22 protein-coding genes and 1 tRNA gene are annotated in these 22865 nt (G+C 36.0%); 12 read left to right on the forward strand and 11 right to left on the reverse strand.

The annotated features are described in order from the left end of the window. The first annotated feature begins 16 nt into the window (after positions 1-16). From dhaK to QJV49_RS08605, 4 genes are read left to right on the forward strand one after another with little or no spacing between them, the layout of a single operon-like run. Positions 17-1009, forward strand: coding sequence for a dihydroxyacetone kinase subunit DhaK (gene dhaK / locus QJV49_RS08590; protein ID WP_225512268.1), 993 nt, complete (start codon positions 17-19; stop codon positions 1007-1009). A 9-nt stretch (positions 1010-1018) separates the two neighbouring features. Further along, entirely contained in the window at positions 1019-1597 is a 579-nt protein-coding gene (gene dhaL / locus QJV49_RS08595) for a dihydroxyacetone kinase subunit DhaL (protein WP_225512269.1), read from the forward strand. Then, positions 1594-1965, forward strand: a complete 372-nt coding sequence (dhaM, locus tag QJV49_RS08600; RefSeq protein WP_225512270.1) for a dihydroxyacetone kinase phosphoryl donor subunit DhaM — start codon at positions 1594-1596, stop codon at positions 1963-1965. The genes dhaL and dhaM overlap by 4 nt, the downstream gene beginning before the upstream one ends. A gap of 9 nt (positions 1966-1974) precedes the next feature. After that, positions 1975-2691, forward strand: a complete 717-nt coding sequence (locus QJV49_RS08605) for an MIP/aquaporin family protein (protein ID WP_225512271.1) — start codon at positions 1975-1977, stop codon at positions 2689-2691. A 38-nt stretch (positions 2692-2729) separates the two neighbouring features. Here QJV49_RS08605 and QJV49_RS08610 read toward each other — a convergent pair whose 3' ends face one another. Beyond that, on the reverse strand, positions 2730-4109 hold the full coding sequence (locus tag QJV49_RS08610) for a C69 family dipeptidase (RefSeq protein ID WP_225512272.1): 1380 nt from the start codon (positions 4107-4109) through the stop codon (positions 2730-2732). A gap of 192 nt (positions 4110-4301) precedes the next feature. Between QJV49_RS08610 and QJV49_RS08615 the strand changes: the two genes are divergently transcribed. The 4 genes from QJV49_RS08615 (at position 4302) to QJV49_RS08630 (ending at position 9568) form a co-directional block, all read left to right on the forward strand. Further along, entirely contained in the window at positions 4302-5048 is a 747-nt protein-coding gene (locus QJV49_RS08615) for an ABC transporter ATP-binding protein (protein WP_225512273.1), read from the forward strand. Next, a complete protein-coding gene (locus QJV49_RS08620) occupies positions 5045-6187 on the forward strand; it encodes an ABC transporter permease (RefSeq protein ID WP_225512274.1) in 1143 nt (380 codons plus the stop codon). Before QJV49_RS08615 ends, QJV49_RS08620 begins: the two co-directional genes overlap by 4 nt. 97 nt (positions 6188-6284) lie before the next feature. Next, the gene (locus tag QJV49_RS08625; RefSeq protein WP_139917701.1) at positions 6285-7469 is read left to right on the forward strand and encodes a class I SAM-dependent rRNA methyltransferase; all 1185 of its coding nucleotides are present in this window, start codon (positions 6285-6287) and stop codon (positions 7467-7469) included. Between the two features lie 176 nt (positions 7470-7645). After that, complete coding sequence (locus QJV49_RS08630) at positions 7646-9568, forward strand: fructose-1,6-bisphosphatase (protein ID WP_225512275.1); 1923 nt, start codon at positions 7646-7648, stop codon at positions 9566-9568. Between the two features lie 79 nt (positions 9569-9647). Here QJV49_RS08630 and QJV49_RS08635 read toward each other — a convergent pair. Together QJV49_RS08635 and QJV49_RS08640 are read right to left on the reverse strand one after the other, a co-directional pair. After that, positions 9648-9733: transfer RNA gene (locus QJV49_RS08635), tRNA-Leu, on the reverse strand. 63 nt (positions 9734-9796) lie between these two features. Beyond that, positions 9797-11074, reverse strand: coding sequence for an NAD(P)/FAD-dependent oxidoreductase (locus QJV49_RS08640; RefSeq protein ID WP_225512276.1), 1278 nt, complete (start codon positions 11072-11074; stop codon positions 9797-9799). A 140-nt stretch (positions 11075-11214) separates the two neighbouring features. Here QJV49_RS08640 and QJV49_RS08645 point away from each other — a divergent pair, with 140 nt between their 5' ends. The 4 genes from QJV49_RS08645 (at position 11215) to QJV49_RS08660 (ending at position 16596) form a co-directional block, all read left to right on the forward strand. Further along, positions 11215-12042 carry an NAD(P)H-hydrate dehydratase gene (locus QJV49_RS08645; RefSeq protein WP_225512277.1) on the forward strand — a complete coding sequence of 276 codons (828 nt, stop codon included), beginning with the start codon at positions 11215-11217 and terminating at the stop codon, positions 12040-12042. 119 nt (positions 12043-12161) lie between these two features. Then, positions 12162-13973, forward strand: coding sequence for an ABC transporter ATP-binding protein (locus QJV49_RS08650; RefSeq protein ID WP_225512278.1), 1812 nt, complete (start codon positions 12162-12164; stop codon positions 13971-13973). Continuing rightward, complete coding sequence (locus QJV49_RS08655; protein WP_021723426.1) at positions 13970-15847, forward strand: ABC transporter ATP-binding protein; 1878 nt, start codon at positions 13970-13972, stop codon at positions 15845-15847. The genes QJV49_RS08650 and QJV49_RS08655 overlap by 4 nt, the downstream gene beginning before the upstream one ends. 95 nt (positions 15848-15942) lie before the next feature. Then, positions 15943-16596, forward strand: coding sequence for a YcjF family protein (locus QJV49_RS08660; RefSeq protein ID WP_225512279.1), 654 nt, complete (start codon positions 15943-15945; stop codon positions 16594-16596). A gap of 46 nt (positions 16597-16642) precedes the next feature. Here QJV49_RS08660 and QJV49_RS08665 read toward each other — a convergent pair whose 3' ends face one another. The 8 genes from QJV49_RS08665 to QJV49_RS08700 all read right to left on the reverse strand — a co-directional run bounded on the left by QJV49_RS08665 (position 16643) and on the right by QJV49_RS08700 (position 22758). Then, positions 16643-17662, reverse strand: coding sequence for a Gfo/Idh/MocA family oxidoreductase (locus QJV49_RS08665; RefSeq protein WP_225512280.1), 1020 nt, complete (start codon positions 17660-17662; stop codon positions 16643-16645). Beyond that, the gene (locus tag QJV49_RS08670) at positions 17646-17813 is read right to left on the reverse strand and encodes a hypothetical protein (RefSeq protein ID WP_003131184.1); all 168 of its coding nucleotides are present in this window, start codon (positions 17811-17813) and stop codon (positions 17646-17648) included. Before QJV49_RS08670 ends, QJV49_RS08665 begins: the two co-directional genes overlap by 17 nt. Positions 17814-18023: 210 nt before the next feature. After that, positions 18024-18500, reverse strand: a complete 477-nt coding sequence (locus tag QJV49_RS08675) for an S-ribosylhomocysteine lyase (RefSeq protein ID WP_003131187.1) — start codon at positions 18498-18500, stop codon at positions 18024-18026. A 209-nt stretch (positions 18501-18709) separates the two neighbouring features. Continuing rightward, on the reverse strand, positions 18710-19864 hold the full coding sequence (locus QJV49_RS08680) for a site-specific integrase (protein WP_058223603.1): 1155 nt from the start codon (positions 19862-19864) through the stop codon (positions 18710-18712). 74 nt (positions 19865-19938) lie between these two features. Beyond that, positions 19939-20133: a hypothetical protein gene (locus QJV49_RS08685; RefSeq protein ID WP_058223641.1), complete on the reverse strand. Its 195-nt coding sequence runs from the start codon at positions 20131-20133 to the stop codon at positions 19939-19941. Positions 20134-20201: 68 nt separating this feature from the next. Beyond that, positions 20202-21563: a Rep family protein gene (locus tag QJV49_RS08690; RefSeq protein WP_225512281.1), complete on the reverse strand. Its 1362-nt coding sequence runs from the start codon at positions 21561-21563 to the stop codon at positions 20202-20204. Between the two features lie 359 nt (positions 21564-21922). After that, the gene (locus QJV49_RS08695) at positions 21923-22318 is read right to left on the reverse strand and encodes a hypothetical protein (protein WP_225512282.1); all 396 of its coding nucleotides are present in this window, start codon (positions 22316-22318) and stop codon (positions 21923-21925) included. Beyond that, complete coding sequence (locus QJV49_RS08700; RefSeq protein ID WP_225512283.1) at positions 22315-22758, reverse strand: hypothetical protein; 444 nt, start codon at positions 22756-22758, stop codon at positions 22315-22317. The genes QJV49_RS08695 and QJV49_RS08700 overlap by 4 nt, the downstream gene beginning before the upstream one ends. Positions 22759-22865 lie beyond the last annotated feature (107 nt).

Genomic DNA, 22865 nt, shown 5'->3' on the forward strand with positions numbered 1-22865 from the left:
CTCAGGAGGATGAGCGATGAAAAAAATTATTAATCAGCCACAAGATGTGGTCTCAGAAATGTTAGCAGGATTGACTTATGCTTATGGAGATTTGATTGAAAAAGTTCCAGATTTTGATATCATCCAACGTAAAAGTCCTAAAAGTGGAAAGGTTGCTTTAGTATCAGGCGGGGGTTCTGGACATGAACCAGCTCATGCTGGTTTTGTTGGAGAAGGTATGCTGTCAGCAGCTGTTTGTGGAGCTATTTTCACATCACCAACGCCTGATCAAATTTATGAGGCAATCAAATTTGCTGACGAAGGTGCTGGAGTACTCTTAATTATCAAAAATTATTCAGGCGATGTGATGAATTTTGAAATGGCACGAGAAATGGCTGAGATGGAAGATATTAAGGTTGAGCAAATTATTGTTGACGATGATATCGCCGTTGAAAATTCGCTCTATACTCAAGGAAGACGAGGAGTTGCTGGAACAGTTCTTGTTCATAAAATATTAGGCGCAGCTGCCCATCAAGGAGCTTCTTTAGATGAAATCAAAGATTTGGCTGATAAGGTCGTAAAGAATATCAAGACTATTGGCTTAGCTTTGTCAGCCGCAACAGTTCCAGAAGTTGGAAAACCTGGTTTTGTTCTTGATGATAATGAAATTGAATATGGCGTAGGAATTCATAGTGAACCAGGATACCGTCGGGAAAAAATGAAAACTTCTTATGAGTTAGCAACAGAACTGGTTGGAAAGTTGAAAGAAGAATTCAAATTTGAAGCTGGTCAAAAATATGGAATTCTTGTAAATGGTATGGGAGCGACGCCACTAATGGAGCAATTCATTTTTATGAATGATGTTGCAAAATTACTGACAGAAGAAAATATTGAAATTCTTTTTAAAAAAGTTGGAAATTATATGACTTCAATTGATATGGCAGGCTTGTCACTTACAATGATTAAGTTGGAAGATGACCAATGGCTCAAAAATCTTAATGAAGACGTGAAAACTATTTCTTGGGGATAAGGAGAGAGAATGTTAACAATAGATAAAACCATTGAGTGGTTAGGAAAATTCAACGAAAAAATACAAGAAAATAAAGCTTATCTAAGCGAACTAGACGGACCTATTGGTGACGGGGATCATGGTGCAAATATGGCTCGTGGGATGTCTGAAACAATGAAAGCATTGGAAGTTTCAAACTTTGGAAATGTCTCAGAAATCTTTAAAAAAGTGGCCATGACCTTAATGTCAAAAGTAGGAGGAGCTTCTGGTCCTTTGTATGGTTCAGCCTTTCTAGCCATGAGTAAGACTGCCGCAGAAACTTTGGATACAAGCGAATTAATTTATGCTGGACTAGAAGCTATTCAAAAAAGAGGAAAAGCTCAAGTCGGTGAAAAAACGATGGTTGATATCTGGTCAGCATTTTTAAATGACTTACAAACTGATTCAGCTTCCAAAGATAATTTAGAAAAAGTTGTTAAAGCAAGTGCAGGACTTTTAGCTACAAAAGGAAGAGCTTCTTATCTTGGGGAACGCTCAATTGGGCACATTGACCCTGGAACACAATCAAGTGCTTATTTATTTGAAACACTTTTGGAGGTAGTAGCATGACTTATGGAATTGTAATCGTTTCTCATTCCTCTGAGATTGCTTCAGGACTTCAAAAATTAATTCGCGAAGTTGCTAAAGATATTTCTCTAACCGCTATAGGTGGATTAGAAAATGGAGAAATTGGTACCTCTTTTGACCGAGTAATGGCAGCTATTGAGGAGAATAAGGCAAATCATCTTTTAACATTTTTTGATTTAGGAAGCGCTCGAATGAATTTGGATTTGGTTTCTGAAATGACAGACAAAGAATTAACCATTTTTAATGTCCCGCTCATTGAGGGAGCTTACACAGCGAGTGCCCTCTTAGAAGCAGGAGCAACTTTTGAAGCAATAAAAGAGCAGTTAGAAAAAATGATGATAGAAAAATAAGGTAAAGCAATGACATTACAAATATTGGGAGAATTTCTGGGCACTTTCATCCTTGTATTATTGGGAAATGGGGTTGTCGCAGCAAATGTTTTAGGTAAAACAAAATCGGAAAATGCAGGTTGGGTGACTATTGCAATTGGCTGGGGCTTAGCCGTTGCTGTCGCTGTCTGGGTAGTTGGCTTCTTTTCACCTGCTTATCTCAATCCAGCCTTGGTCATTGGTTTTCTTGTCTTAGGGAAAATAAAGATTGGCTTAGCATTTGCTTTTATTGTAGTCGAATTTTTAGGTGCTATGTTAGGTGCTGTCGCCGTTTGGTTACATTATTATCCTCATTGGGAAGAAACAAAAGATTCTTCTCTAATCTTGGCAAGTTTTGCCACAGCACCCGCTATTCGTCATTCTTGGTCCAATTTTTTAGGAGAAGCTTTTGATGGGGCGCTACTCATGATACTGATTATGGCAATGGGCCATTATCGTCTGGAAGGTGGTTTTGGTCCAATTATTGTCGGTTTTCTTATTATGGCAGTTGGTTTTTCTTTAGGACCAACAACTGGCTACGCGATGAATCCAGCACGTGACTTAGGTCCGAGAATAATGCACGCCCTTTTACCAATCAAAAATAAAGGAACTTCCAACTGGAGCTATGCTTGGATTCCAGCAACTGGTTCAATTGTTGGTGCTGTAATTGTTGGACTACTCTATCAATGGATGTTGACGCTTCATTGATAGTATCTAAAAAAATACGGTTAATTAACCGTATTTTTTTAATCATTAAAATCAAAGCGAAGTTTCATGTGATTGGAACCAGAAATCACCATTTTACCAAGAAGTTCAGTTTGAGCAATCAGAGCAATCTGTGCAAGTTTTTCGTTCACTGCTTCAAGCGATTGGTCACTTCCTTTATCAGTTTCATTTTGTAAGGCTCTTAATTTTGCCATTGTGTTCAGTTCAAAATTGTCTCTTTTATCGACATAGCCTTGGAAATTACTGTCTCCTAGCACAGCGGTAATTGTAGTTAACCAATACATTTTGGTTGGATCAAAGTCGACTTTTGTATCGCGATAACAAGTGGGTGTATCACTTACTCTAGCATAAAATGGAACAAGGCTATTGAAACTGTTAGGTCCAAAAGCAAGCCAATGAATGCCAGCAAGCTCCTTGTCTATATTATCTCGAATTTGTAAAACATGGAGTTCCAAATTACGATTGAGTCCAATTGGTCGAATCAATTTTTGTTCTGCGGCACTTGAAGTTGTACTGTAAGGGTCATAAGCTGTATTTTCATAATGACTTGACATGACAAACTTAATTTCTTCAATGGAAATTTTGCGATTGGCATGGCAGATGAAAGGTAAATCTTGGTTAAATGGATCGTCATTTCCTGTGGTTTCTGGAGAAAAATAGTTTTGCACATACCAAGCGCGTGGATTGTTGTAGCGCGTGTCTTTAATGGTACTTGAACCAAAAATATGACGAAGGTTATAACCATCAAAGTCTGGATTAAGCTTGTTCTTATCAATAAATTCTTTTAAACCAGTTGAATAAATCGTGTCAGAACTTTCAAAATCATACCAATCAATATTAAGACGATTAGGAGCAATAACATAAGCGTCGTCGGGGATACGAATAGCTGCCCATTGATGTCCACCCAGTGTTTCTAACCACCAAATTTCATCTTTATCAGAAAAAGCCATCCCATTTGATTCATAGGTCCCATATTTTTCTAAGAGATGTCCCATCCGTTCAACGCCTTCACGCGCACTCTGGATATAGGGAAGGGTAATTGTTGTGAAATCTTCTTCACCAAGGCCTGTTTCAACATAAGGATCCAATCCCAAAATGCGACTATTTGTCGTTGAGGTTTCTGTTGCAGTCATGGCAACATTTGCACTATTAATTCCAGCCGCTGCCCAAATCCCATAGGTTGAATCCGCATCAGGTGTCGAAGTATATGATAGGGGATTTTCTGGTAAGTCAAATTCACAAGCTGTGGCAATAGAGCGATAGTGCTTGGGTTGATTTTCAGGATTGATGATGACGAAACGTTGGGGATTGGGTTTATCGCCACCATCTTCGTTGCGTGCAATTAAAGTTGTACCATCTAATGAGGCTTTTTTACCGACGAGAAATGTTGTACAGGCCATATGAACTCCTTTATAAAGATATAAATGATTTGTGCTAAGTTTCTCAAAACTTAAAGTTCTTATCATTATACTACAAAATAACTTTTATATGCAGTTTCTAAAGGGTAAAATAATTTGAGGTTCAAAAATGAAATGTTACAATTAGTTTAACATCAAATCTAAAGAAAGTTTATGCCATCAAAGGAGAAGAATATGACCTCACCAATAACTATTAATGATATTAGTGTGAAATTTGGCGATAAAGCAATATTAGACCATTTATCCTATGAGTTTGAAAGTGGAAAAATTATTTGTTTGATTGGACCTTCTGGAGCTGGAAAGTCAACCTTTATCAAAGCCATTGTTGGAATGCAAAAATTGGATTCTGGCAATGTTGAGATTCTTGAAAGAAAAATTCCTGACAGAGAAGTATTAGGAAAATTAGGCTATATGGCGCAAGAAGATGCCCTATTTAAGGAATTGACAGGTAAACAAAATTTAGAATTTTTTGGTTCTTTGCAAGGAATCAAAAAAAAGGATTTACAAGGCAAACTTGATAAGGCAGCTACTACAGTAAATCTGACTAAGCAGTTAAATCAATCAATTTCTAATTATTCAGGAGGAATGCAAAGGCGCTTATCACTCGCTATTGCTCTGCAAACGGATGCTCCGATTTTACTTTTAGATGAACCAACTGTTGGGATTGATCCAGAATTACGTCAAGAAATTTGGGAAGAGCTGCGAAATCAAGCAAATCAAGGGAAAACAATATTAATTACGACGCATGTTATGGATGAAGCTGAACGTTGTGATGTCGTACTGATGCTTAGAAATGGTAAATTTATAGCAGAAGGTTCGCCAAAGGAAATTAAGGAAAAGTATCAAGTTGCCTCGGTTGAGGAAGCCTTTATTGTTGCGGGAAAAAATTTAGAGTTAGAAAATAAGGGGGCAGCGAAATGAGAACACTTGCTATCTTTAAACGAATTATGCTTCAACGGCGTGGTGACCCTAGGACGCTGGCAATGATGTTTTTAGCTCCAATATTTATTTTGACGCTCATGTACTTTCTCTTTCAAGTACCGTCAAATACTGCTTACAGAGTGGGTTTGAAGTCTGATAATACAGAATTAACAAGAGCTTTGAAGGATATGCCAAATGATAAAGCACATCTGAAAGTGATTAGTGTTTCTGAAAATAATCGCTCAACAATGAATGAGAAAGATTTGAGTGCAATTGTTAGTATTTCGGGAAAAAATATTGATGTTAGTTATGCTAATCAGTCAAATGGAACAAGTTCTGCGATTAAGCTACTTTTAACACAAGTCATTCAAGAAAGCCAAGTTAAGGCAACTAAAGAGGAGACTAAGCAGGCTCTGCAAAATTTGATAAGTAAGTTACCTCAAACATCAGGTCAAAGTTTTTCAACAAATTTCAGGGTTGATACAGAGCAGTATAAAGTAACGAGTCACTATTTGTACGGAGATCCTAGTAGTACAAATGCTACTTTTGATGATTTAGCACCGATTTTAGTTGGAGCCTTTGCTTTCTTCTTGGTGCTTCTAATTTCAGGTATTTCATTAGTGAACGAGCGAACCTCAGGGACGCTGGGGAGAATGTTAGTCACTCCTGTAAAACGGACTGAAATCGTGACTGGCTATACTTTGAGTTATGGAATTCTTGCAATGATCCAAACAGCACTCATGGTCATTTTTACTTATTGGATTTTAGGGGTTCATAATAACGGGAATATTGGTTGGGTCTTTGTCATTAATTTCTTTATCGCTATTATTGCTCTATTGTTTGGATTACTTTTATCCACATTAGCAAAAACAGAATTTCAATTTGTACAGATGATTCCTTTAGCGATTGTTCCCCAATTTTTATTTTCTGGTTTGATTCCTGTGGATACGATGCCTGTCATTCTTCAAGCAATCGCTCATTGTATTCCGGTTTATTATGGAATTTCTGCCATGCAAGAAGTGGTTAAAAGAGGAGTTGGATTCTCTGGAATCTGGTTTGATTTGCTTATTATGTTACTATTTGCGGCCGTACTCTACCTTGCGAATGTTTTAGCCTTGAAAAATGTTCGTCGGACTTAAAAATATGTTTTTGATTATATAACTACTGGATAGTCTATCTGGTGGTTATTTTGGTTTTTAAAAGAAAAAGAAAGTACTTTTTTGCTATAATTAAAGCATGAAAAAAATTACAGTACGGACAAAAGCAGCAAAGAAATTGCGGGCTGGCTATCCACTTTTGGTGGCAGAAGATTTAAATTCACCTTTCTTGGAGGATGATTTTGCACAATTTTTTGATGAAAAAGGGCAAGCGCTTGGAACAGGTTATCTTTCAAAACAAAATAAAGGAGTGGGTTGGCTTTTAGATTCTTCGTCAGTAAAAATTGACCATCATTTTTATGTGGAAAAATTTGTCAATGCACGCGCTTTACGGGCGAACTTCTATCAGGATGAATTAACGAACGCCTTTCGTCTTTTTAATGGTGAAGGAGATGGATTAGGCGGCTTAACCATTGATTTTTATAATGGTTTTGCTGTCTTTTCTTGGTACAATCAATTTATATATAGTCAAAAAAAAGCGATTGTTAAGGCTTTTCAAGTCGTGTTCCCAGATATTAAAGGGGCTTATGAAAAACTTCGTTTTTCTGAGGCTGCTTTAGAAAGTCAACATATTTTTGGCCAAGAAGCGGCTGAACCTTTGTTGGTCATGGAAAATGGCGTGACTTATGCGACTTATCTAAATGAAGGGTTAATGACAGGAATTTTTCTTGACCAAAAAAATGTTCGCGGGGCACTTGCGAGTGGTCTTTCAACTGGTAAAACTTTACTAAATATGTTTAGTTATACAGGCGCTTTTTCAGTTGCAGCAGCTTTTGGAGGAAGCAGTCAAACAACGTCAGTCGATTTGGCGAAACGTTCGCTTGATAAAACGAGAGAACAATTTTTGGTCAATGGAATTGAACCAGAGAGTCAAAAAATCTATGTGATGGATGTTTTTGGTTATTTTAATTATGCTAAGAAAAAAGAATTGACTTATGACATGATTGTCCTCGACCCTCCTTCATTTGCCAGAAATGGTAAAAAAACATTCTCAGTAGCTAAAAATTATGGCGACCTTGTTAAAGAAGCTGTTGAAATTTTAGAAAATAATGGGACATTAATTGCATCAACAAATGCAGCAAATGTTTCTGATAAAAAATTCCGTCAAATGATTGAAGAAGCGCTCAAAAATAAGGGAGTAAAATTTACCGTTTTCCAAGAAGAAAAATTACCAGCTGATTTTCATATTGCTGACAACTTTCCAGAAGGAAATTATCTTAAAGTATTATTTATTAAAATCAAAAAAAAATCTGTCAATTACTGACAGATTTTTTTGTCAGTAAAAATTTTACTGACAGAAATAATGATTAATTACAAATGTGAGCGCTTTACTATCTGCTTTCTATATGATAAAATGCAAGAATAAGTCTAATAATTCCCGACTTTTTTAGATAGAAAGCAGAGTGTGAATGAGGGATCGAAACCTCATTTACTTTTATTATGGATAAAAAATATTATCAATTACTAAAAAAACAGTTTTCGTCAAAGGAAGCAGTACTGACAGAAATTATTAATTTGAGTGCTATTTGTGAACTACCAAAAGCAACAGAGCATTTTATGAGTGATGTGCATGGTGAATATGATGCTTTTAATCATGTTTTGAGAAATGGTTCTGGCAGTATCAAAGAAAAACTTAGAGATTGTTTTCCAGAATTTTCTGCGACAGAAATATCATCACTTGCAACCTTGATTTATTATCCACAAGAAAAACTAGATTCTGAGTGTCAACTAAAAGAGACAGAAGAATTTGAGAACTATTGTCAAATCAATTTAGTTTATCTTTTAAAGACTGTAAAATTTGTCGGTCAAAAATATACTCGTTCAAAAGTCCGAAAAGCTTTTCCAGAAAAATTTCGATATATCTTAGAAGAGTTAATCAATGAAGTGGATTCGACGACTGATAAAAGAGATTATTTTGATTCAATCCTTTCACAATTGCAAAATTTGGGTGAACTTACTCGCTTAATTGTTGCACTTGCAGATACGATTCGCAGATTGACGGTTGACCACCTTCATGTGGTGGGAGATATTTATGATCGAGGACCTTATCCAGATAAAATCATTGACCGCTTAATAAAAATGCCCTCAGTTGATGTTCAATGGGGCAATCATGATATTGTATGGATGGCGGCTTTTAGTGGTTCACCTTTAGCCATGATGAATGTAATTAGAATCTGTGCCCGTTATGGAAATCTCGATATTCTTGAAGAATCTTATGGGATTAATTTACGGATGATTTTAGAGTATGCTGAACGTTATTATGAGCCAAGTGAGGCTTTTCAACCACGTTTGGTTGACGGGGTTCGTTTGTCAGATGATGAAAAGGCACTCCTTAATAAATTACAAGAAGCCACAGCCATTTTACAATTTAAGTTAGAGAGTCAGTTGATAAAACGCCGACCTGATTTTCAACTTGAACATCGTGATGTCCTTCATTTCATTGATTTTTCCGAAAAAACAATAAAATTGGGAACTGAAGTTTATGAATTAACTGATTTTCAAGCGCCCACAGTAAATCCTGAGCAACCTGAAAGTTTGACTGCTGAAGAAGAAAAAATAATCAGTCATTTATTAAATAATTTTAGAAGTTCTGATAAACTTAAACGTCATGTTGAATTTTTACAAGAGAAGGGAGCCATGTATCTTTCTTATAATGGAAACTTGTTGATTCATGGCTGTCTTCCCTTACATGAAAATGGTGATTTTAAATCATTTACGGTTAACAAAGAGACTCATGCTGGCCGTGATTTGCTTGATTTCTTTGACCAAGAGGTTAGAAAATGTCTTGCTCATCCAGAAAATTCGACGGATTTAGCAACAGATTTGATGTGGTATCTTTGGGTGGGAGAATGCTCTTCATTATTTGGTAAAACGGCAATGACAACCTTTGAACGCTATTATATCAAGGATAAGAATACGCATGTGGAAAAGAAAAATCCTTATTATCAATTGCGTGAGGAAGCTGAAATTATCAGGAAAATTTTAGAAAACTTTGGTTTAGATGAAGGGGGACATTTGGTGAATGGGCACACCCCTATCAAAGAAAAAAATGGTGAAAATCCAATCAAGGCAGATGGAAAGTTGATTGTGATAGATGGTGGTTTTGCAAAAGCTTATCAAAAGGAAACAGGAATTGCTGGATATACTCTTCTTTATAATAGTTTTGGCATTCAACTGGTTGCTCATCAACCCTTTTCAACCGTTAAAGAAGCAGTTGAAAAAGGGACGGATATTATTAGCCTGAAACGCTTAGTAGCCGAAGTTGACCAAAGAAAACGAGTCAAAGATACGAATGTTGGGCAAACTTTGTTAAGTGAAATAGCAGATTTAGAAGTGCTTTTTGAACATTATGAGGAATTTTAAAAGTACCAGTCTTGGTACTTTTTATTTGTTTTCCAAAAAAGGCAATAAAAAAACTCAGCCTTAGCCGAGTTATTATTAGTGCGGTGGGCGGGACTTGAACCCGCACCAAGAAAATTCCCGACAGGATCCTTAATCCTGCGCGTCTGCCAATTCCGCCACCACCGCAAAACAGTACTTTAATATAGTACCATTTCTATAAAGAATGTGCAAGCCTGAGCTAGGGCTGACTTATTGTTGGAAATAAGAAGCGATTTGTGCAGCGTGCTTTCCAGCAACAAAACCTGTCACAAAGGCGCAGGTAATATTATAGCCACCAGTATATCCATTAATATCTAAAAGCTCACCGGTCATGAATAACCCTTGGGTTTGTTTACTTTCCATACTTTTAGGATTGATTTCTTTGAGAGAAACACCACCACCGGTTACAAAAGATTTCTCAATTGGCAAAGTTTTGCTAATTTCGATTTGCCAATTTTTGAAAAGAATTGCAATTTTATCAATTTGCTGTTCAGATAGGGTCTTGGCAGAAAGACTAGGGTCAATCCCAGCTTTTTCAAGGATGAATAGAAGCATACGCTCTTGGGTCAATCCTGAGAAGGCATTTTTAATTGATTTATCTGTTTTAGAAAGGCTAGTCAGTTCATTTTTCAAAGAGCCTAACTTTTTTTCGGGGAATTGGTCTAAGCTGACTGTGACCATTTTTTCACCTTTAGCAAGAAGTTGGTTAATGAAACTTGAACAACGGAGAGCAGCTGGACCAGAAATTCCGAAATGTGTAAATAATAAGTCATGCTGATGAGAGATTATTGCTTTTCCCTTAGAATTGAGTACTGAGAGTTTGATTTCGCGTAGGGAAATGCCTTGAAGACTTTTGTCTAAAATGAATGGTTCGTCAGAAATCAGGGCAGATTCAGTGGCATAAAGTTGTGAAATACTATGCCCTGCTGAGCGTGCTAAACGATAACCATCACCAGTTGAACCTGTGGAAGGATATGCGCGTCCGCCTGTTGAGAGGATAATTGTAGGGCTTAAAAAGCTCTCACTGTCCGTTTCAAGACCAATTACCGCTCCGTTTTCAATGAGGAGCTTATCAACTGCTTGGCTTGGAAAATAAGAAACATGGAGACTCAAAATTTTATTAAAGAGGGCATCAACAATTGTTTTTGATTTGTCGGTTATAGGGAACATGCGCCCGTGGTCTTCTTCTTTTAATTTAACACCATTGCTTTCAAAAAATTCGATAATATCAAGGTTAGAAAATTGAGAAAAGGCTGAATGAAGAAAACGACCATTTCCAGGAACATTTGTTAATATTTCGTCAACAGAACGGGCATTTGTCACATTACAGCGTCCGCCACCTGTCATTAATAATTTTTTTCCGACTTTTTTATTTTTATCAATAAGAGCAACTTTTGCTCCGTTTTGCGCGGCTGAGATGGCAGCCATCATTCCAGAAGGGCCTGCGCCAACAACAATAACGTCAAATGTTTTAGCTGATTTTGTCATGCTTTAATTTTAACATGATGTGAGCAGAAATAGGGGAAAGAGTATTGAAAAATAGTAAATTTAAATTCAGCGAGCGATAAGGATTTTAAATATTGATATTTGATATTGGAAATCGATATGAAATGCGGTAAAATAGCATTATGATTGAACTGACTGATGAAATTTTAGGAAAAGTAATTAAAAAACGTAAAAAAGCTTCTTACAAAGGAACTTATGGTCGCTTATTAGTGGTTGGTGGCAATAGTCAATATGGTGGTGCTGCTATTTTGGCGACGACAAGTGCAGTTTATTCAGGTGCTGGATTAGTTTCTGTGGCACTGGCTAAAGAAAATCATAGTGCTTTACAGGCAAGACTTCCAGAAGCAATGACTTTAGATTTTGATGATTTGATAAAGCTAAGAGAAGTAGCAAAAGCTGCTGACGTCATTGTTATTGGACCGGGCCTGGGTTTGGAAAGAGTAGATTTATTGACAGAAGTTTTGAATTTACTGACAGAAAATCAAAAGTTGGTCATTGATGGCTCGGCACTGACCCTTTTTGCTAGAGAGCATTTAGACTTACCATTTCCTGAAAATACGGTTTTTACACCTCATGAAATGGAATTGGAACGACTTTCTGGTTTGAAAATTGGTCAACAAACCAAAGAAGAAGTTCAAGATTTTGTTAATCAACTCGGAGCGATTGTCGTTGCTAAATCTTCAGAAACACGAATTTTTGCGCCAAATCGGGAATCATTTATCTTGAAAATAGGAAGTCCAGCTCAGGCAACTGGGGGAATGGGGGACACTTTAGCTGGGATGGTTGGTGGCTTTTTAGCTCAGTTTCATGGAGAAACAGAGGAAGTAGTTGCTGCTGCAACTTACTTGCATAGTTTAATCGCAAGCGTCTTAGCTCGGAAAACATATGTGGTCTTGCCAAGTCGATTAATTGAAGAAATTCCATTATTTATGAAAAAATATGAATGCTGATTAATTCTGTCAGCATTTTTTTCTGTTAATTTCCTCTAAAAGTGCTATAATATTTGAATGAAAACTAAGAAAAATAAAGAAAAACTATTAAAGATAGTTTATGTAGAGAAGAGGAGACTATGCTAACAATTGGAAGGCGATATTTAAATTTTTGGCCCGTTTTTTGGGCACTTTTTTTGTTAGTTATTCAAGTTGTGACTAATCTTTGGCTTCCAACGATTACGGCGGATATTATCAATAAGGGAATTAGTCAATCTGATATGAAATATATCTGGTTTATGGGCTTAATTATGCTTTTTGTTTCCCTGACCAGTTGGCTTTCGGCGATTGGAAATGTTTATTTTGCTTCCAAACAATCTCAAGGATTGGGTCTGAAATTGCGTCGTGATTTATTTAATAAAGTATTATTTATGGATGAGCGTAATTTTCAGGAATTTGGCGATGCAACTTTGATTACACGTACAACAAATGATGTGACCCAATTACAAAATGTCTTTCAAACCATGTTACGGATGATGCTCATGGCACCGATGATGCTCGTCGGTTCTATTTTTATGGCTTGGAAATTATCGCATGATTTGCTTTTGGTTTTTCTAATTGCTTTACCTATTTTAACTTTAGCTGTGGTCATTAATATTTCCATTTCTATGCCACGTTTTCGGTCAATGCAAACAAAAGTTGATAAAATTAATCTGATTTTTCAACAAGGCTTGACTGGTGTTCGGGTGATTCGTGCTTTTAGACGAGACCAATATGAAATTGATAAATTTGATGAGGCTAACCGCGATTTGACACATACCAGTCAAGTGGTTTTAACGACGATTGCGATGTTAATGCCAATTATGACAGTTATTCTCAGTTTTACAAATATTGGAATTGTTTGGTTTGGCGCTCATCTTATCAGTAAAAATATGATGGAAATGGGTTCACTAGTTGCCTTTTTGACCTATGCAACCCAGATTTTGATGTCATTCATGCAATTATCAGCAGTTGCTGTTATGTTGCCGAGGGCCCAAGTTTCGGCTGTACGGGTTCGAGAAGTTTTGGACACGAAAGATAAAATTACTGATGAAAATTCGAGCATATCTGTCAATGTGTCGATTTCCTCTGACGGAACGACTAATGTTTCTGTCAGCAATTCTCTAGCTCTTAATCATGTGTCTTTCAAATTTGATGAAGCAAAAAGACAAGCGCTAAGTGACTTGTCAGTAAATGTAGCAGCTGGTCAGACCTTAGCAATTATTGGGGGGACTGGTTCTGGTAAATCAACGATTTTGAATTTGATTGCCAGATTAATTGACCCAACAAATGGAAGTGTCACAATTGATGGTACTGATATTCGCCAAATTTCACAGTATGATTTGCATGAAAAAGTATCTTTTACGCAACAAAAAGCTCAACTTTTTTCAGGAACTGTCCGCTCGAATCTCCAATTTGGGAAAAGTGATGCAACAGATGAAGAAATGTGGCAAGTTTTGGAAATTGCACAAGCTGCTGATTTTGTCAGGGAACAAGGCGGACTTGACATGGCAGTCGAACAAAATGGGGCAAATTTTTCTGGGGGACAAAAGCAAAGACTTTCCATTGCCAGAACCTTGATTAAAGAGGCAGAAATTTATCTATTTGATGATTCATTTTCAGCCTTAGACTTTGCTACTGACAGACAATTACGAACAGCTATTAATCATTCGGCAAAACATAAAAATAAAATCAAGGTGATTGTGGCTCAAAGAATCGCAACTGTTATGTCAGCTGACCAAATCTTAGTTTTGGAAAATGGAATTGCCGTAGGACTTGGTACTCATGAAAGTTTAGCAAAATCATGTCCGCAATATCAAGAAACAATGCAATCTCAACTCTCGGATGATGATTTGGTCAAGATGGGTGTTTCAATTGCACATTTGAACGTCAGAGGAGGTGATGACCAATGATGAGAGGAAATTATCTCAATCGAGGTGGCAAGGGGGCTGACCGTTTTCAAAAAGGTCGTCGAGCTCAAAATTTCTTTCCAACGATTATTCGACTTTTCAAATACATGCGGAGAGATTTATGGGGACTCCTTTTTTCAATTTTAATTGCTTCGCTGTCAGTAATTTTGTCGGTTCAGGCACCCAAAATTTTGGGAAATGCAACCACAGTGATATTTGATGGCGTAACAAAAAGTCTAAAAAATCATACCGCAATTCAAATTGACATGGCTAAGGTCGAATCTATTTTGCTTTATGTCATGGTCATTTATCTGATTTCATTTATCTCTGGGATTTTGCAACAAAGCATTATGACACGCATTTCGCAACGAACAGTTTATACTTTACGTCGTGAATTTAAAAACAAAATGAAAAAATTGCCAGTTTCATATTATGATAGTCATAGTAATGGGGATATCATGAGTCGAATGATAAATGATATGGATAATATTTCAGGGACTTTAAATCAAACTTTGATTCAGCTTATCACAAGTCTCTTGCAATTTGTTGGAACTATTTATTTCATGTTGACCATCTCTTGGCAGTTGGCACTCGTCGCCTTTATCACAGTTCCTTTGGCAATGATTACGGTAAGGATTGTTGCACCTTTATCGCAAAAATTCTTTGCTGAACAACAAAAAAATCTGGGATTATTGAATGACCAAATTGAAGAAAATTATGCAGGACATGCGGTCATTAAAACATTCAATCATGAAGCCTCAGCTGAAAAAGAATTCGCAAAAAGAAATGATAATTTTTATAAATCAGCTTGGAAAGCTCAATTTGTATCAACTTTGATTTATCCAACCATGCGATTTATCAATAATTTAGATTACTTAGCCATGGCCGTAATTGGTGGTCTTAAAGTTATTTCAGGGACGGTTAATCTCGGAGATGTTCAAGCCATGTTGCAATATACCAATCAATTTGCACAGCCAATCACAAATATCTCGAATATGCTCAATACCATTCAGGCTACAGTTGCGTCAGCCGAACGAATTTTTGAAGTATTAGATGAAAAAGAAATGACTGACGGAATTCCTGTCAGTGAAAAAGTTGCTGACGAAAGTTCAAAAAAAGCTGTCAGTAATTTAGGAGCGACTGACAAGACTGATTTCATCAATTTTGACCAAGTCGCATTTTCTTATAATGAAAATCAATCCTTAATGACAGATGTTAATTTTTCCGTTGAAGTTGGGCAAATGATTGCCATTGTGGGACCAACTGGAGCAGGTAAAACAACAATGATTAACTTGCTCGAACGATTTTACGATGTCACTTCGGGAAAAATTTTACTTGAAGGAAAAGACATTCGCGAAATTGACCGTGAACAATTACGTGGACGAATGGCAATGGTTTTACAAGAAACCTGGTTGTTCTCAGGGACAATTATGGATAATTTACAGTATGGTCGTCTTGAAGCAACACAAGAAGAAGTGATTCAAGCAGCTAAAATGGCACATGCTGATGAATTTATCACCACTTTACCTCAAGGTTATCAAACCCTTTTGAATGAAGCCGCAAGCAATATTTCTCAGGGGCAAAGGCAGTTATTAACCATCGCCCGTGCCTTTTTAGCAAATCCAGAAATATTGATTTTGGATGAAGCCACATCCAGTGTAGATACAAGAACGGAGCGCCTGATTCAATCAGCGATGAATCGTCTATTAAAAGGACGGACAAGCTTTGTCGTTGCTCACCGTTTATCAACTATTCGTGATGCCAATCAGATTTTGGTTATGGAAAATGGAAATATTGTGGAAATGGGGAACCATGAAAGTCTCCTTAAAGAAAATGGATTATATGCCAGCCTTTATAATTCGCAATTTGCAAAATAAGATATCGAAAAATCAGTCTCTTTTAGATTGATTTTTTCGTGTATTAAGAGACTATTTTGTTATAATGAGTTAAAAATAGGTGAGAAGGAGAGATAATGTTTAAAAAATCAGATAAGAAAATAAAAGAAAAAGATCAAGAAAGTAATGTAGCTTTTGAGGAGTTTTTTAATCAAGTGCTCAAAAAAATGCCTGCTCGTTCAGCAAAAGTAATCAGCTCTTCGCTAACTGTTTCAAAAGCAAAAGCAGAGCAGTTCTTGGCTAACAATTCTCAGAAATTTGACCACCTCTTTGATGAATTTTTAGTTGGCGTTGACGCTCAAAAAAGAAAAAAATGTCATGAAACCATCCATTTTGCTACCTTGACGGCGGCAATTGTTGGCTTTTCACCAATTCCCTTTTCAGATGCTGTCTTGCTTGTTCCAATTCAGCTGACGATGATGATGCGACTTTATAAGATATTTGGGGCCTCTTGGTCAGAAGCATTAGCAAAAGGAATCACCAAAGAATTAGTTGTTGTAGGTTTAGGTCGAAGCCTTGTAGGGAATGTTTTAAAATTTGTTCCTGCGGTGGGAACAGTTGCAGGTGGAGCAATTAATGCCACAGTGGCAACAACAATTACAGAAGCTTTAGGCTGGGTAACGGTTAAAATGCTTAATGATGGCGAGGATATTTTCAATAATGTCCTGACTTTTGAAGGTCAATTCAAAGGTTTGGTCAGTAAATTACAAAAAGCCAATAAGAAAAAATAGGCTGTCAGTAAAAAAAAGACTTATCAGTTGATAAGTCTTTTTATTATTATTTAGAAAAACCATTTTCCAAAGTTTTAATGACAGCCAAAATTTGTTCATCTGAAACCAACTTGTCAGCTCCATTAATAATTGATTCATAAGCTGAATCATAAACTCTGCCATAATCACCAGCAACAGTTGGAATATGTTTCACAATACGGTCACCATTTTGATTGAAATAGGTAAGTTGCCCAAAATCAGCTGGACTGTCTTGCCCAAAACCTTCATCACCTGGGAACATGCCAACTTTTAAATCATTTTCTTGTTGGTCAACATCCATTTTGATAAAAGTTCCTCTCGTACCATAAACAAGCCATTTTGGATGTGGTAGAGCAGCAACTTCAGTAGCAGCAACAGTTGCTCGCAAGTTTGGATAAATAAGATTGACAGAAAAATAATCATCGACACTATCATAATCTCTTGTTGCTCGAATATCATATTGAACTTCTTTGGGAGCGCCAAAAAGCGAAACCATTTGGTCCACTAAATGAACACCGTGACCATACCAAGCGCCATCAAAATTTCCACCTTGACTGGCATCATTAGGTCTAAAGTGGTCCATATTGACAGTAATATCTACTAAATCACCCAAATAACCTTGCTCAATCACTTTTTTGACGGTCAAAAAGTCGCTGTCAAAGCGTCGATTTTGGAAAGGCATGAAGAAAAGATTTTTTTCTTTGGCCAGATCTACCAATTCTTTAGCTTGTGCCAAGGTTTCGACTAATGGTTTATCACAGAGTACATTTTTTCCTGCTGAAAGGAGCTCCTTAGCATAGTCATAGTGAGCAAAAGCTGGAGTCACAATGACTACTAAATCAATTGAATCATCATTGATAATATCAGCGATGTCAGTGGAGAACAAAGTTCCATTTGCTTCTAATTCTGCTTGTTCAGGACGTTTTCCTAAAGTCCGGTTGACAATTCGTTTAATCACAATATTCTCACGTTCTTTCACGTAAGGAATATGATAGCGATTTGTTGATTTACCAAAACCAACATAGGCAATATTAAGCTTTTTTGTCATTCTTTTTATTCTCCATTTTGGCACGGAGGGCTTCAATTTTAGCTTGAGTGGCATTCTTTGTATTAATGCCTTTTCCGCCTACCGTTGAGTTTTTTTCGTGAAATTTTCCGACAGATTTCTGTCCTTTATTATCAAGTTGATATTTTCCCATAAGATAAATTAGGTTTCAGTAAGTAAGCAAATGCCTACTGAATTCAGTTCCTTTCTAAGTGGATTTGACTGATAAAAGCCAAAAAGTTACTGACAGAGCTGTCAGTATAAATTTGACCGATTAAATTCCTTACTAAAGGAAATGAAGTTGGGTGCGTAATCTAAAAATACCGAGATTTTCAAAACATTTCCCAATCTACTGGAGTAAACTTTAAATTACTTTACGTTCGTAAGGGTCAGTAGAAATTCCTTCAGAAAGAATTTTCTTAGACCATTCTTTAGCACCGAAAAGTGAGTGATTACGGTAATTTCCGCATTCTTTTTCAGCAACACCAGGGACATTATCCCAACCAAATTCGTCACTTGCAAGCTCTTCTAGAGAAGATTTAATTACTTTAGCAATTTCTTCTGAACTATGTTCACCCCACATAATCATGTGGAAACCAGTTTGACATCCAAAAGGTGAAAAGTCAATCATGCCATCAATTCTATCGCGAATTAAACTAGCCATGCTATGCTCAATAGTGTGTAAAGCGGCCATTCCAATGGCATTCGCATTAGGTTGAACAAAACGAACGTCAAAATTAGTGATAACATCGCCTTTAGGCCCAGTTTCGCTACCGATTAAGCGGACATAAGGGGCAAGTACTTTTGTGTGGTCTAATTGAAAAGATTCTACTTCAGCCATAATTTTTCTCCATTTTTTCTATTTTTCATTATGCTTCACAAAGTTGATAATAGCAGGCTATTTCAGCTTTTTTATTGTTTCCAAAATTAATTAAAAATCACTATGTTTCATTAAAAAGTTGTGCTTTCCGTTGTGCTTATTCTATACCAAACCAGCCAATAAAATCAAGTATTCGGAAATATTTGATAGAGGAAAATTGTACTTTTTTATCATGAAATTCGAGGAAGGTTATTTAAAATTTTAACAGCTTCTTGTTTTTGAGATGAAATTAAATGTGTATAAATTTCACTTGTAGTTCGTGGGTTAGCGTGTCCAACTCTATCCATGATAATTTTCTGAGACACTCCTGCTAGAACAAGAAGAGTAATATGAGAGTGTCTTAACATATGGGTTGAAAAGTATTTAGGATTTTTCCCCATACCACCATAATCGCCAACTTTTTTCATAAATTTATTTAAAGCATAGTTGGAAAAAGGTTGTTTATGGGTAGTTGCAAAGACAAAATTACAATCTGACCTAGTTTTCATCTCTTCTAAAATTTCCGCTGTTCGTTCATCAATTGCAATATGTCGGACAGATTGCAAATTTTTAGTTGGTCCAACTTTTCCTAAATTAATCTGCCAGCTTTGGCGGATATAAACATCTCGCATTAATATATCAACATTTTTCCACTCAAGGGCAGCAGCTTCACCATATCTACACCCTGTTAAAAATATGAATTGAAGCATGAGCAATCGCCGAAATCCTAATTCACGATGATAAGCTGAACGTAAATTTTTAATATAGCACTTTGCAGAATCTATAAATTCGTTAAATTCATCTGTAGTAAAAAATTTTAAATCATGTTTTTCCTTTTGCTCAATTGTTGGTTTGATTTTAGGTATTCTAATACGCTTTGCTTCATTCACGTCAACATATCGCATATCAAAAGCAAAATCAAAAAATTGTATTAGGTGTCGTTTGTACTCTTGTCTAGTTGTAGGCTTATCAAAAAAATTTACGAATTTTTGAAGTTCTATACTTGATATAGATTTTATTTTTTTATTTCCAAAATCAAAATCATGTAGAAAAGTATCAAATTGATTTTTTTCTCGAAAAGCATAGCTATCAGAAATTTCCTGTTTTCTTGTATTCCAGTACATTTCAAAAATTTGAATCACAGTTGCATTATGCAGATTATCATCAGCTTCACGTTCAGCCTTTAATTTTTTCTCAATTCTTTGTGCAATCAAATTTTTTGCTTTTCTTTGGCTTTGAGCGCTTGCAGTTTCTAGTGTTATAGTTACTTGTCGACGCTTTCCATTCAAAGTTTTGTAAGTGTCAAAAAATTTAACCTTTCCATTTGATAATTTTTTATAATACATATCGTTTTACCTCTTACTATATAAAAAAGGCGAAACAGGTACCTTTATTATACCATATTTCACCGTTGTTGATTTTAGCGTTGTTCTTGTCGCCAACGTAGATATTTTTCATAACCTAGAGGGTCAATCAGTACCCGTTTGATAGTGGGATTAATGATGTAATTATAAAATTCTGGAAGTCTACGCATTGCTGTTAAGTCATTTCCAAGTGTTCCCTTATTTACTGAAAAACATTCAGATATTTCATCTTTTGTCATGTATTTCTTCATTATGTGTGCAAAATCCTTTCTAATTATTATAATCTGGTTCATGATTATGTCGAAATTTTTAAACATATCTAATCAGAGCTTTCTGTCATTTTAGATTTTAAAAATTCAAAATCTTTTTCTATTTTTGGATATATCCGAGGGAGGAGATATCGAGCTAAAAGTTTTTCTGTGAATTCTTCTTGATTATCAGTTGAAAAGATTGCTTCTAAGTCAAAGTTAATTTCTTCTTTTTCATAAGCACTAATATTTCTTACTTTTGGAGAAAATAAGCGTTTGGTTTGTGAGAGTTGGTAATAAACCCCGCCCTCATAACCTTTTCCTTGTTGTTTCTCTGATAGAATCGTGCAAAAGTTAATTCGTCTGATATATTGGTCTAGTGCTTCATCTTTAAAAATATTAAAGAACTGTTCCGGAAGTTGTGTATTAGTAATCAATATCAGCCGAGGCACCACTTGTTTATTAGTGAATCGAGCAGACATTCGAGAAGTGTTAATAGGGTCTAAGAGTTTAAGCCAATCTGCTTTTCGTAAAGAATCGGGGCGGATATCATCTAATAGGATAATATCTTCTCCATAGTAGTCGTCAAAAGGATTAGAAGAAGAGGCGGAGTAGATACGACTTTTAAATTTACTTTCTTCCGCATATTCTCGAACTTTTTGAGCAATTGTTCGTGCAAGATATGATTTTCCGAGGGAGCTTTTGCCTTGAAAGTACATAACTGTCAATTTATATTTTCCTGTGGCTAAATCTTTTAAATTCTTAAAAGCTAACCGTTCAGCGTAAGAATCAAAAGCCTGTTTGAATTGTAGCTTGTGATTACTGTAGAGGAGAAATAAATCATCATCTGCTAAGATATCTTCAAGAAAAAGTTCGCCTTTTAAGATTTGCTGATTGATTAAATCTAAGCTTTCATCAGTTCGTTTTCTTTTTACCGTGGCACTTTGTTTCTCAAATTTCTTAGTATTGATTAAAATAAAATTTGAATAATCAAAAGTTCCAAAAGTTTCGACTTCATGAGTGGGGTATTGGTATTTATCTGGTTGTTGAGCATGAGTAAGATAGGCAAGTTGATTTTCTTCAAAATACTTGTTCCCATTTTTAGGTATTTCAATATACTGTTCTTTAATTCCGAGGACTTTTGCAATCCTAGTAAGCGTCCGTTTGTCAGTGTATTTACCATAAAGATGAACATGGGGAAAAATGAATTCGTTTAAATCATTCTTATCTAAGTAGTGAACGATGATTGCGATGCATTCTAATTTGACTTTTTCTGATTCTAACGTTTTGAGTCGACGATAGATCTCTTCAAAAATAAGTAGTTTGTTTTCTTCCCAACGTTTAAAGAGTTTTAACTTATCTTCTTCCCAATCCCAATATTCTGCTTTTAATTGTTGTTCAAAAACAAATTGTTTAATGCGTTTGTCTTCCATATGGAATTTCTTTCTTAATAAAAATGTCTAGGTAAAAGGCTAAAAGTGTCTAGCTAGATTTACCTTGCCAGTGACCTAGACAGTAAAAAGTGGAGATTTTACTGGTAAAGATGAAATTGATGAAGTGCTGTTAAGTCTTGGTGTGTTTGGGGTTACACCATTTTGTTGACAAGCCCTAAAATGGTGCGCACGTAGGCAACTGTCTAGGTAAGCTAGGTTTTATCTTCTTTAGGGCATGACTTCCACAGGCTGTTTGGTTCATTCGCCAGCGTTCCCCATGTGTTCTGCCCTACTCGTCTTCTGCTTCGCAGACGTCAGGCATCCCACATGGCTTGTCGCATTCACACATCCTGTGGGAGTCATTCGCCTTTAGATAAAGTGATTTTATCAGTTACGAGTTTAACCCCTCGCCAAGCACTCATTCCCATGTCCCAAAGTAAGCGAACTTGCGGATTTGTACATTCTATGATGGCTTCTTTTTCTTCGTCTTTGTAATCTTGAAGTTCATCTAGTCCACCATAAACTTCAATCGTGATAGGTTTCAATTGTGAAAGGTCAACACCAGCTTGTTCTAACACGAGGGCAGTTCCAGCGTCAAGCGCTTGTAAAACAGCTTTATTTCCGTCTTTAGAAAAGCGAGCTTTTGCGAAATTGACTTGATATTTTTTCGGAATATCAAAGTTATTTTTATTAAGGTTTACTCCCCCAAGTTTTACAGTATTGTCGTTAAGTGTTAACTTATTATTATTATTCATTTGAATAGTCCTTTTTTCTTTTTGTTGTTTTCTTGATAAGCTTTAAACTCTTGTGTGAGTGTATTAAATCCTGTTTTTAGTGACTGATTTTCTTTTTTTAGAAAATCAATCTGTTTATTTGTTTGTAATCGATATTTGATAAAAGCTTGTGCTAAGTGATTATGTTTACCTTGGATATGCTCTAAGGTCAAAAGTTGTGCATTTCCCCAGACTTTGAAAATTGTTTGTTCTAAACCTTTAGAATCAATTAATTGTGCCATTTTTTGAAAACATTTCACTTCTTCTGAATCGAAGTCAGGGACTTTTTGAACTTGATTTCTTCCAATTTGAATGGTTTTTTCTTCAAATTCATATTCCGCTAAGTGCTCAATTTGTTTTTTCCAACGTTTAAGAGTGGAAACAGATTTTCCCAAGTCGTGAGCAAGGGTTTGAATATCCATATTAATATGCTCTCTAATGTTTAATTTTCAAAGGTCGGTGTGTTATAATTAAGTTGTAAATTTAAGTAAGTCGTCTTTTTGCCTGTCAGCGAAGACGATTTTTTTAT

It is taken from the genome of Lactococcus sp. NH2-7C, from assembly GCF_029953655.1.
Taxonomy (GTDB): Bacteria; Bacillota; Bacilli; order Lactobacillales; family Streptococcaceae; genus Lactococcus; species Lactococcus lactis.

Excerpts from the sequence above, each read along its gene's own strand:
- dhaK (WP_225512268.1), top strand. The coding sequence starts at position 17 with ATGAAAAAAATTATTAATCAGCCACAAGATGTGGTCTCAGAAATGTTA.
- dhaL (WP_225512269.1), top strand. The coding sequence starts at position 1,019 with ATGTTAACAATAGATAAAACCATTGAGTGGTTAGGAAAATTCAACGAA.
- dhaM (WP_225512270.1), top strand. The coding sequence starts at position 1,594 with ATGACTTATGGAATTGTAATCGTTTCTCATTCCTCTGAGATTGCTTCA.
- QJV49_RS08605 (WP_225512271.1), top strand. The coding sequence starts at position 1,975 with ATGACATTACAAATATTGGGAGAATTTCTGGGCACTTTCATCCTTGTA.
- QJV49_RS08610 (WP_225512272.1), bottom strand. The coding sequence starts at position 4,109 with ATGGCCTGTACAACATTTCTCGTCGGTAAAAAAGCCTCATTAGATGGT.
- QJV49_RS08615 (WP_225512273.1), top strand. The coding sequence starts at position 4,302 with ATGACCTCACCAATAACTATTAATGATATTAGTGTGAAATTTGGCGAT.
- QJV49_RS08620 (WP_225512274.1), top strand. The coding sequence starts at position 5,045 with ATGAGAACACTTGCTATCTTTAAACGAATTATGCTTCAACGGCGTGGT.
- QJV49_RS08625 (WP_139917701.1), top strand. The coding sequence starts at position 6,285 with ATGAAAAAAATTACAGTACGGACAAAAGCAGCAAAGAAATTGCGGGCT.
- QJV49_RS08630 (WP_225512275.1), top strand. The coding sequence starts at position 7,646 with ATGGATAAAAAATATTATCAATTACTAAAAAAACAGTTTTCGTCAAAG.
- QJV49_RS08640 (WP_225512276.1), bottom strand. The coding sequence starts at position 11,074 with ATGACAAAATCAGCTAAAACATTTGACGTTATTGTTGTTGGCGCAGGC.
- QJV49_RS08645 (WP_225512277.1), top strand. The coding sequence starts at position 11,215 with ATGATTGAACTGACTGATGAAATTTTAGGAAAAGTAATTAAAAAACGT.
- QJV49_RS08650 (WP_225512278.1), top strand. The coding sequence starts at position 12,162 with ATGCTAACAATTGGAAGGCGATATTTAAATTTTTGGCCCGTTTTTTGG.
- QJV49_RS08655 (WP_021723426.1), top strand. The coding sequence starts at position 13,970 with ATGATGAGAGGAAATTATCTCAATCGAGGTGGCAAGGGGGCTGACCGT.
- QJV49_RS08660 (WP_225512279.1), top strand. The coding sequence starts at position 15,943 with ATGTTTAAAAAATCAGATAAGAAAATAAAAGAAAAAGATCAAGAAAGT.
- QJV49_RS08665 (WP_225512280.1), bottom strand. The coding sequence starts at position 17,662 with ATGACAAAAAAGCTTAATATTGCCTATGTTGGTTTTGGTAAATCAACA.
- QJV49_RS08670 (WP_003131184.1), bottom strand. The coding sequence starts at position 17,813 with ATGGGAAAATATCAACTTGATAATAAAGGACAGAAATCTGTCGGAAAA.
- QJV49_RS08675 (WP_003131187.1), bottom strand. The coding sequence starts at position 18,500 with ATGGCTGAAGTAGAATCTTTTCAATTAGACCACACAAAAGTACTTGCC.
- QJV49_RS08680 (WP_058223603.1), bottom strand. The coding sequence starts at position 19,864 with ATGTATTATAAAAAATTATCAAATGGAAAGGTTAAATTTTTTGACACT.
- QJV49_RS08685 (WP_058223641.1), bottom strand. The coding sequence starts at position 20,133 with ATGAAGAAATACATGACAAAAGATGAAATATCTGAATGTTTTTCAGTA.
- QJV49_RS08690 (WP_225512281.1), bottom strand. The coding sequence starts at position 21,563 with ATGGAAGACAAACGCATTAAACAATTTGTTTTTGAACAACAATTAAAA.
- QJV49_RS08695 (WP_225512282.1), bottom strand. The coding sequence starts at position 22,318 with ATGAATAATAATAATAAGTTAACACTTAACGACAATACTGTAAAACTT.
- QJV49_RS08700 (WP_225512283.1), bottom strand. The coding sequence starts at position 22,758 with ATGGATATTCAAACCCTTGCTCACGACTTGGGAAAATCTGTTTCCACT.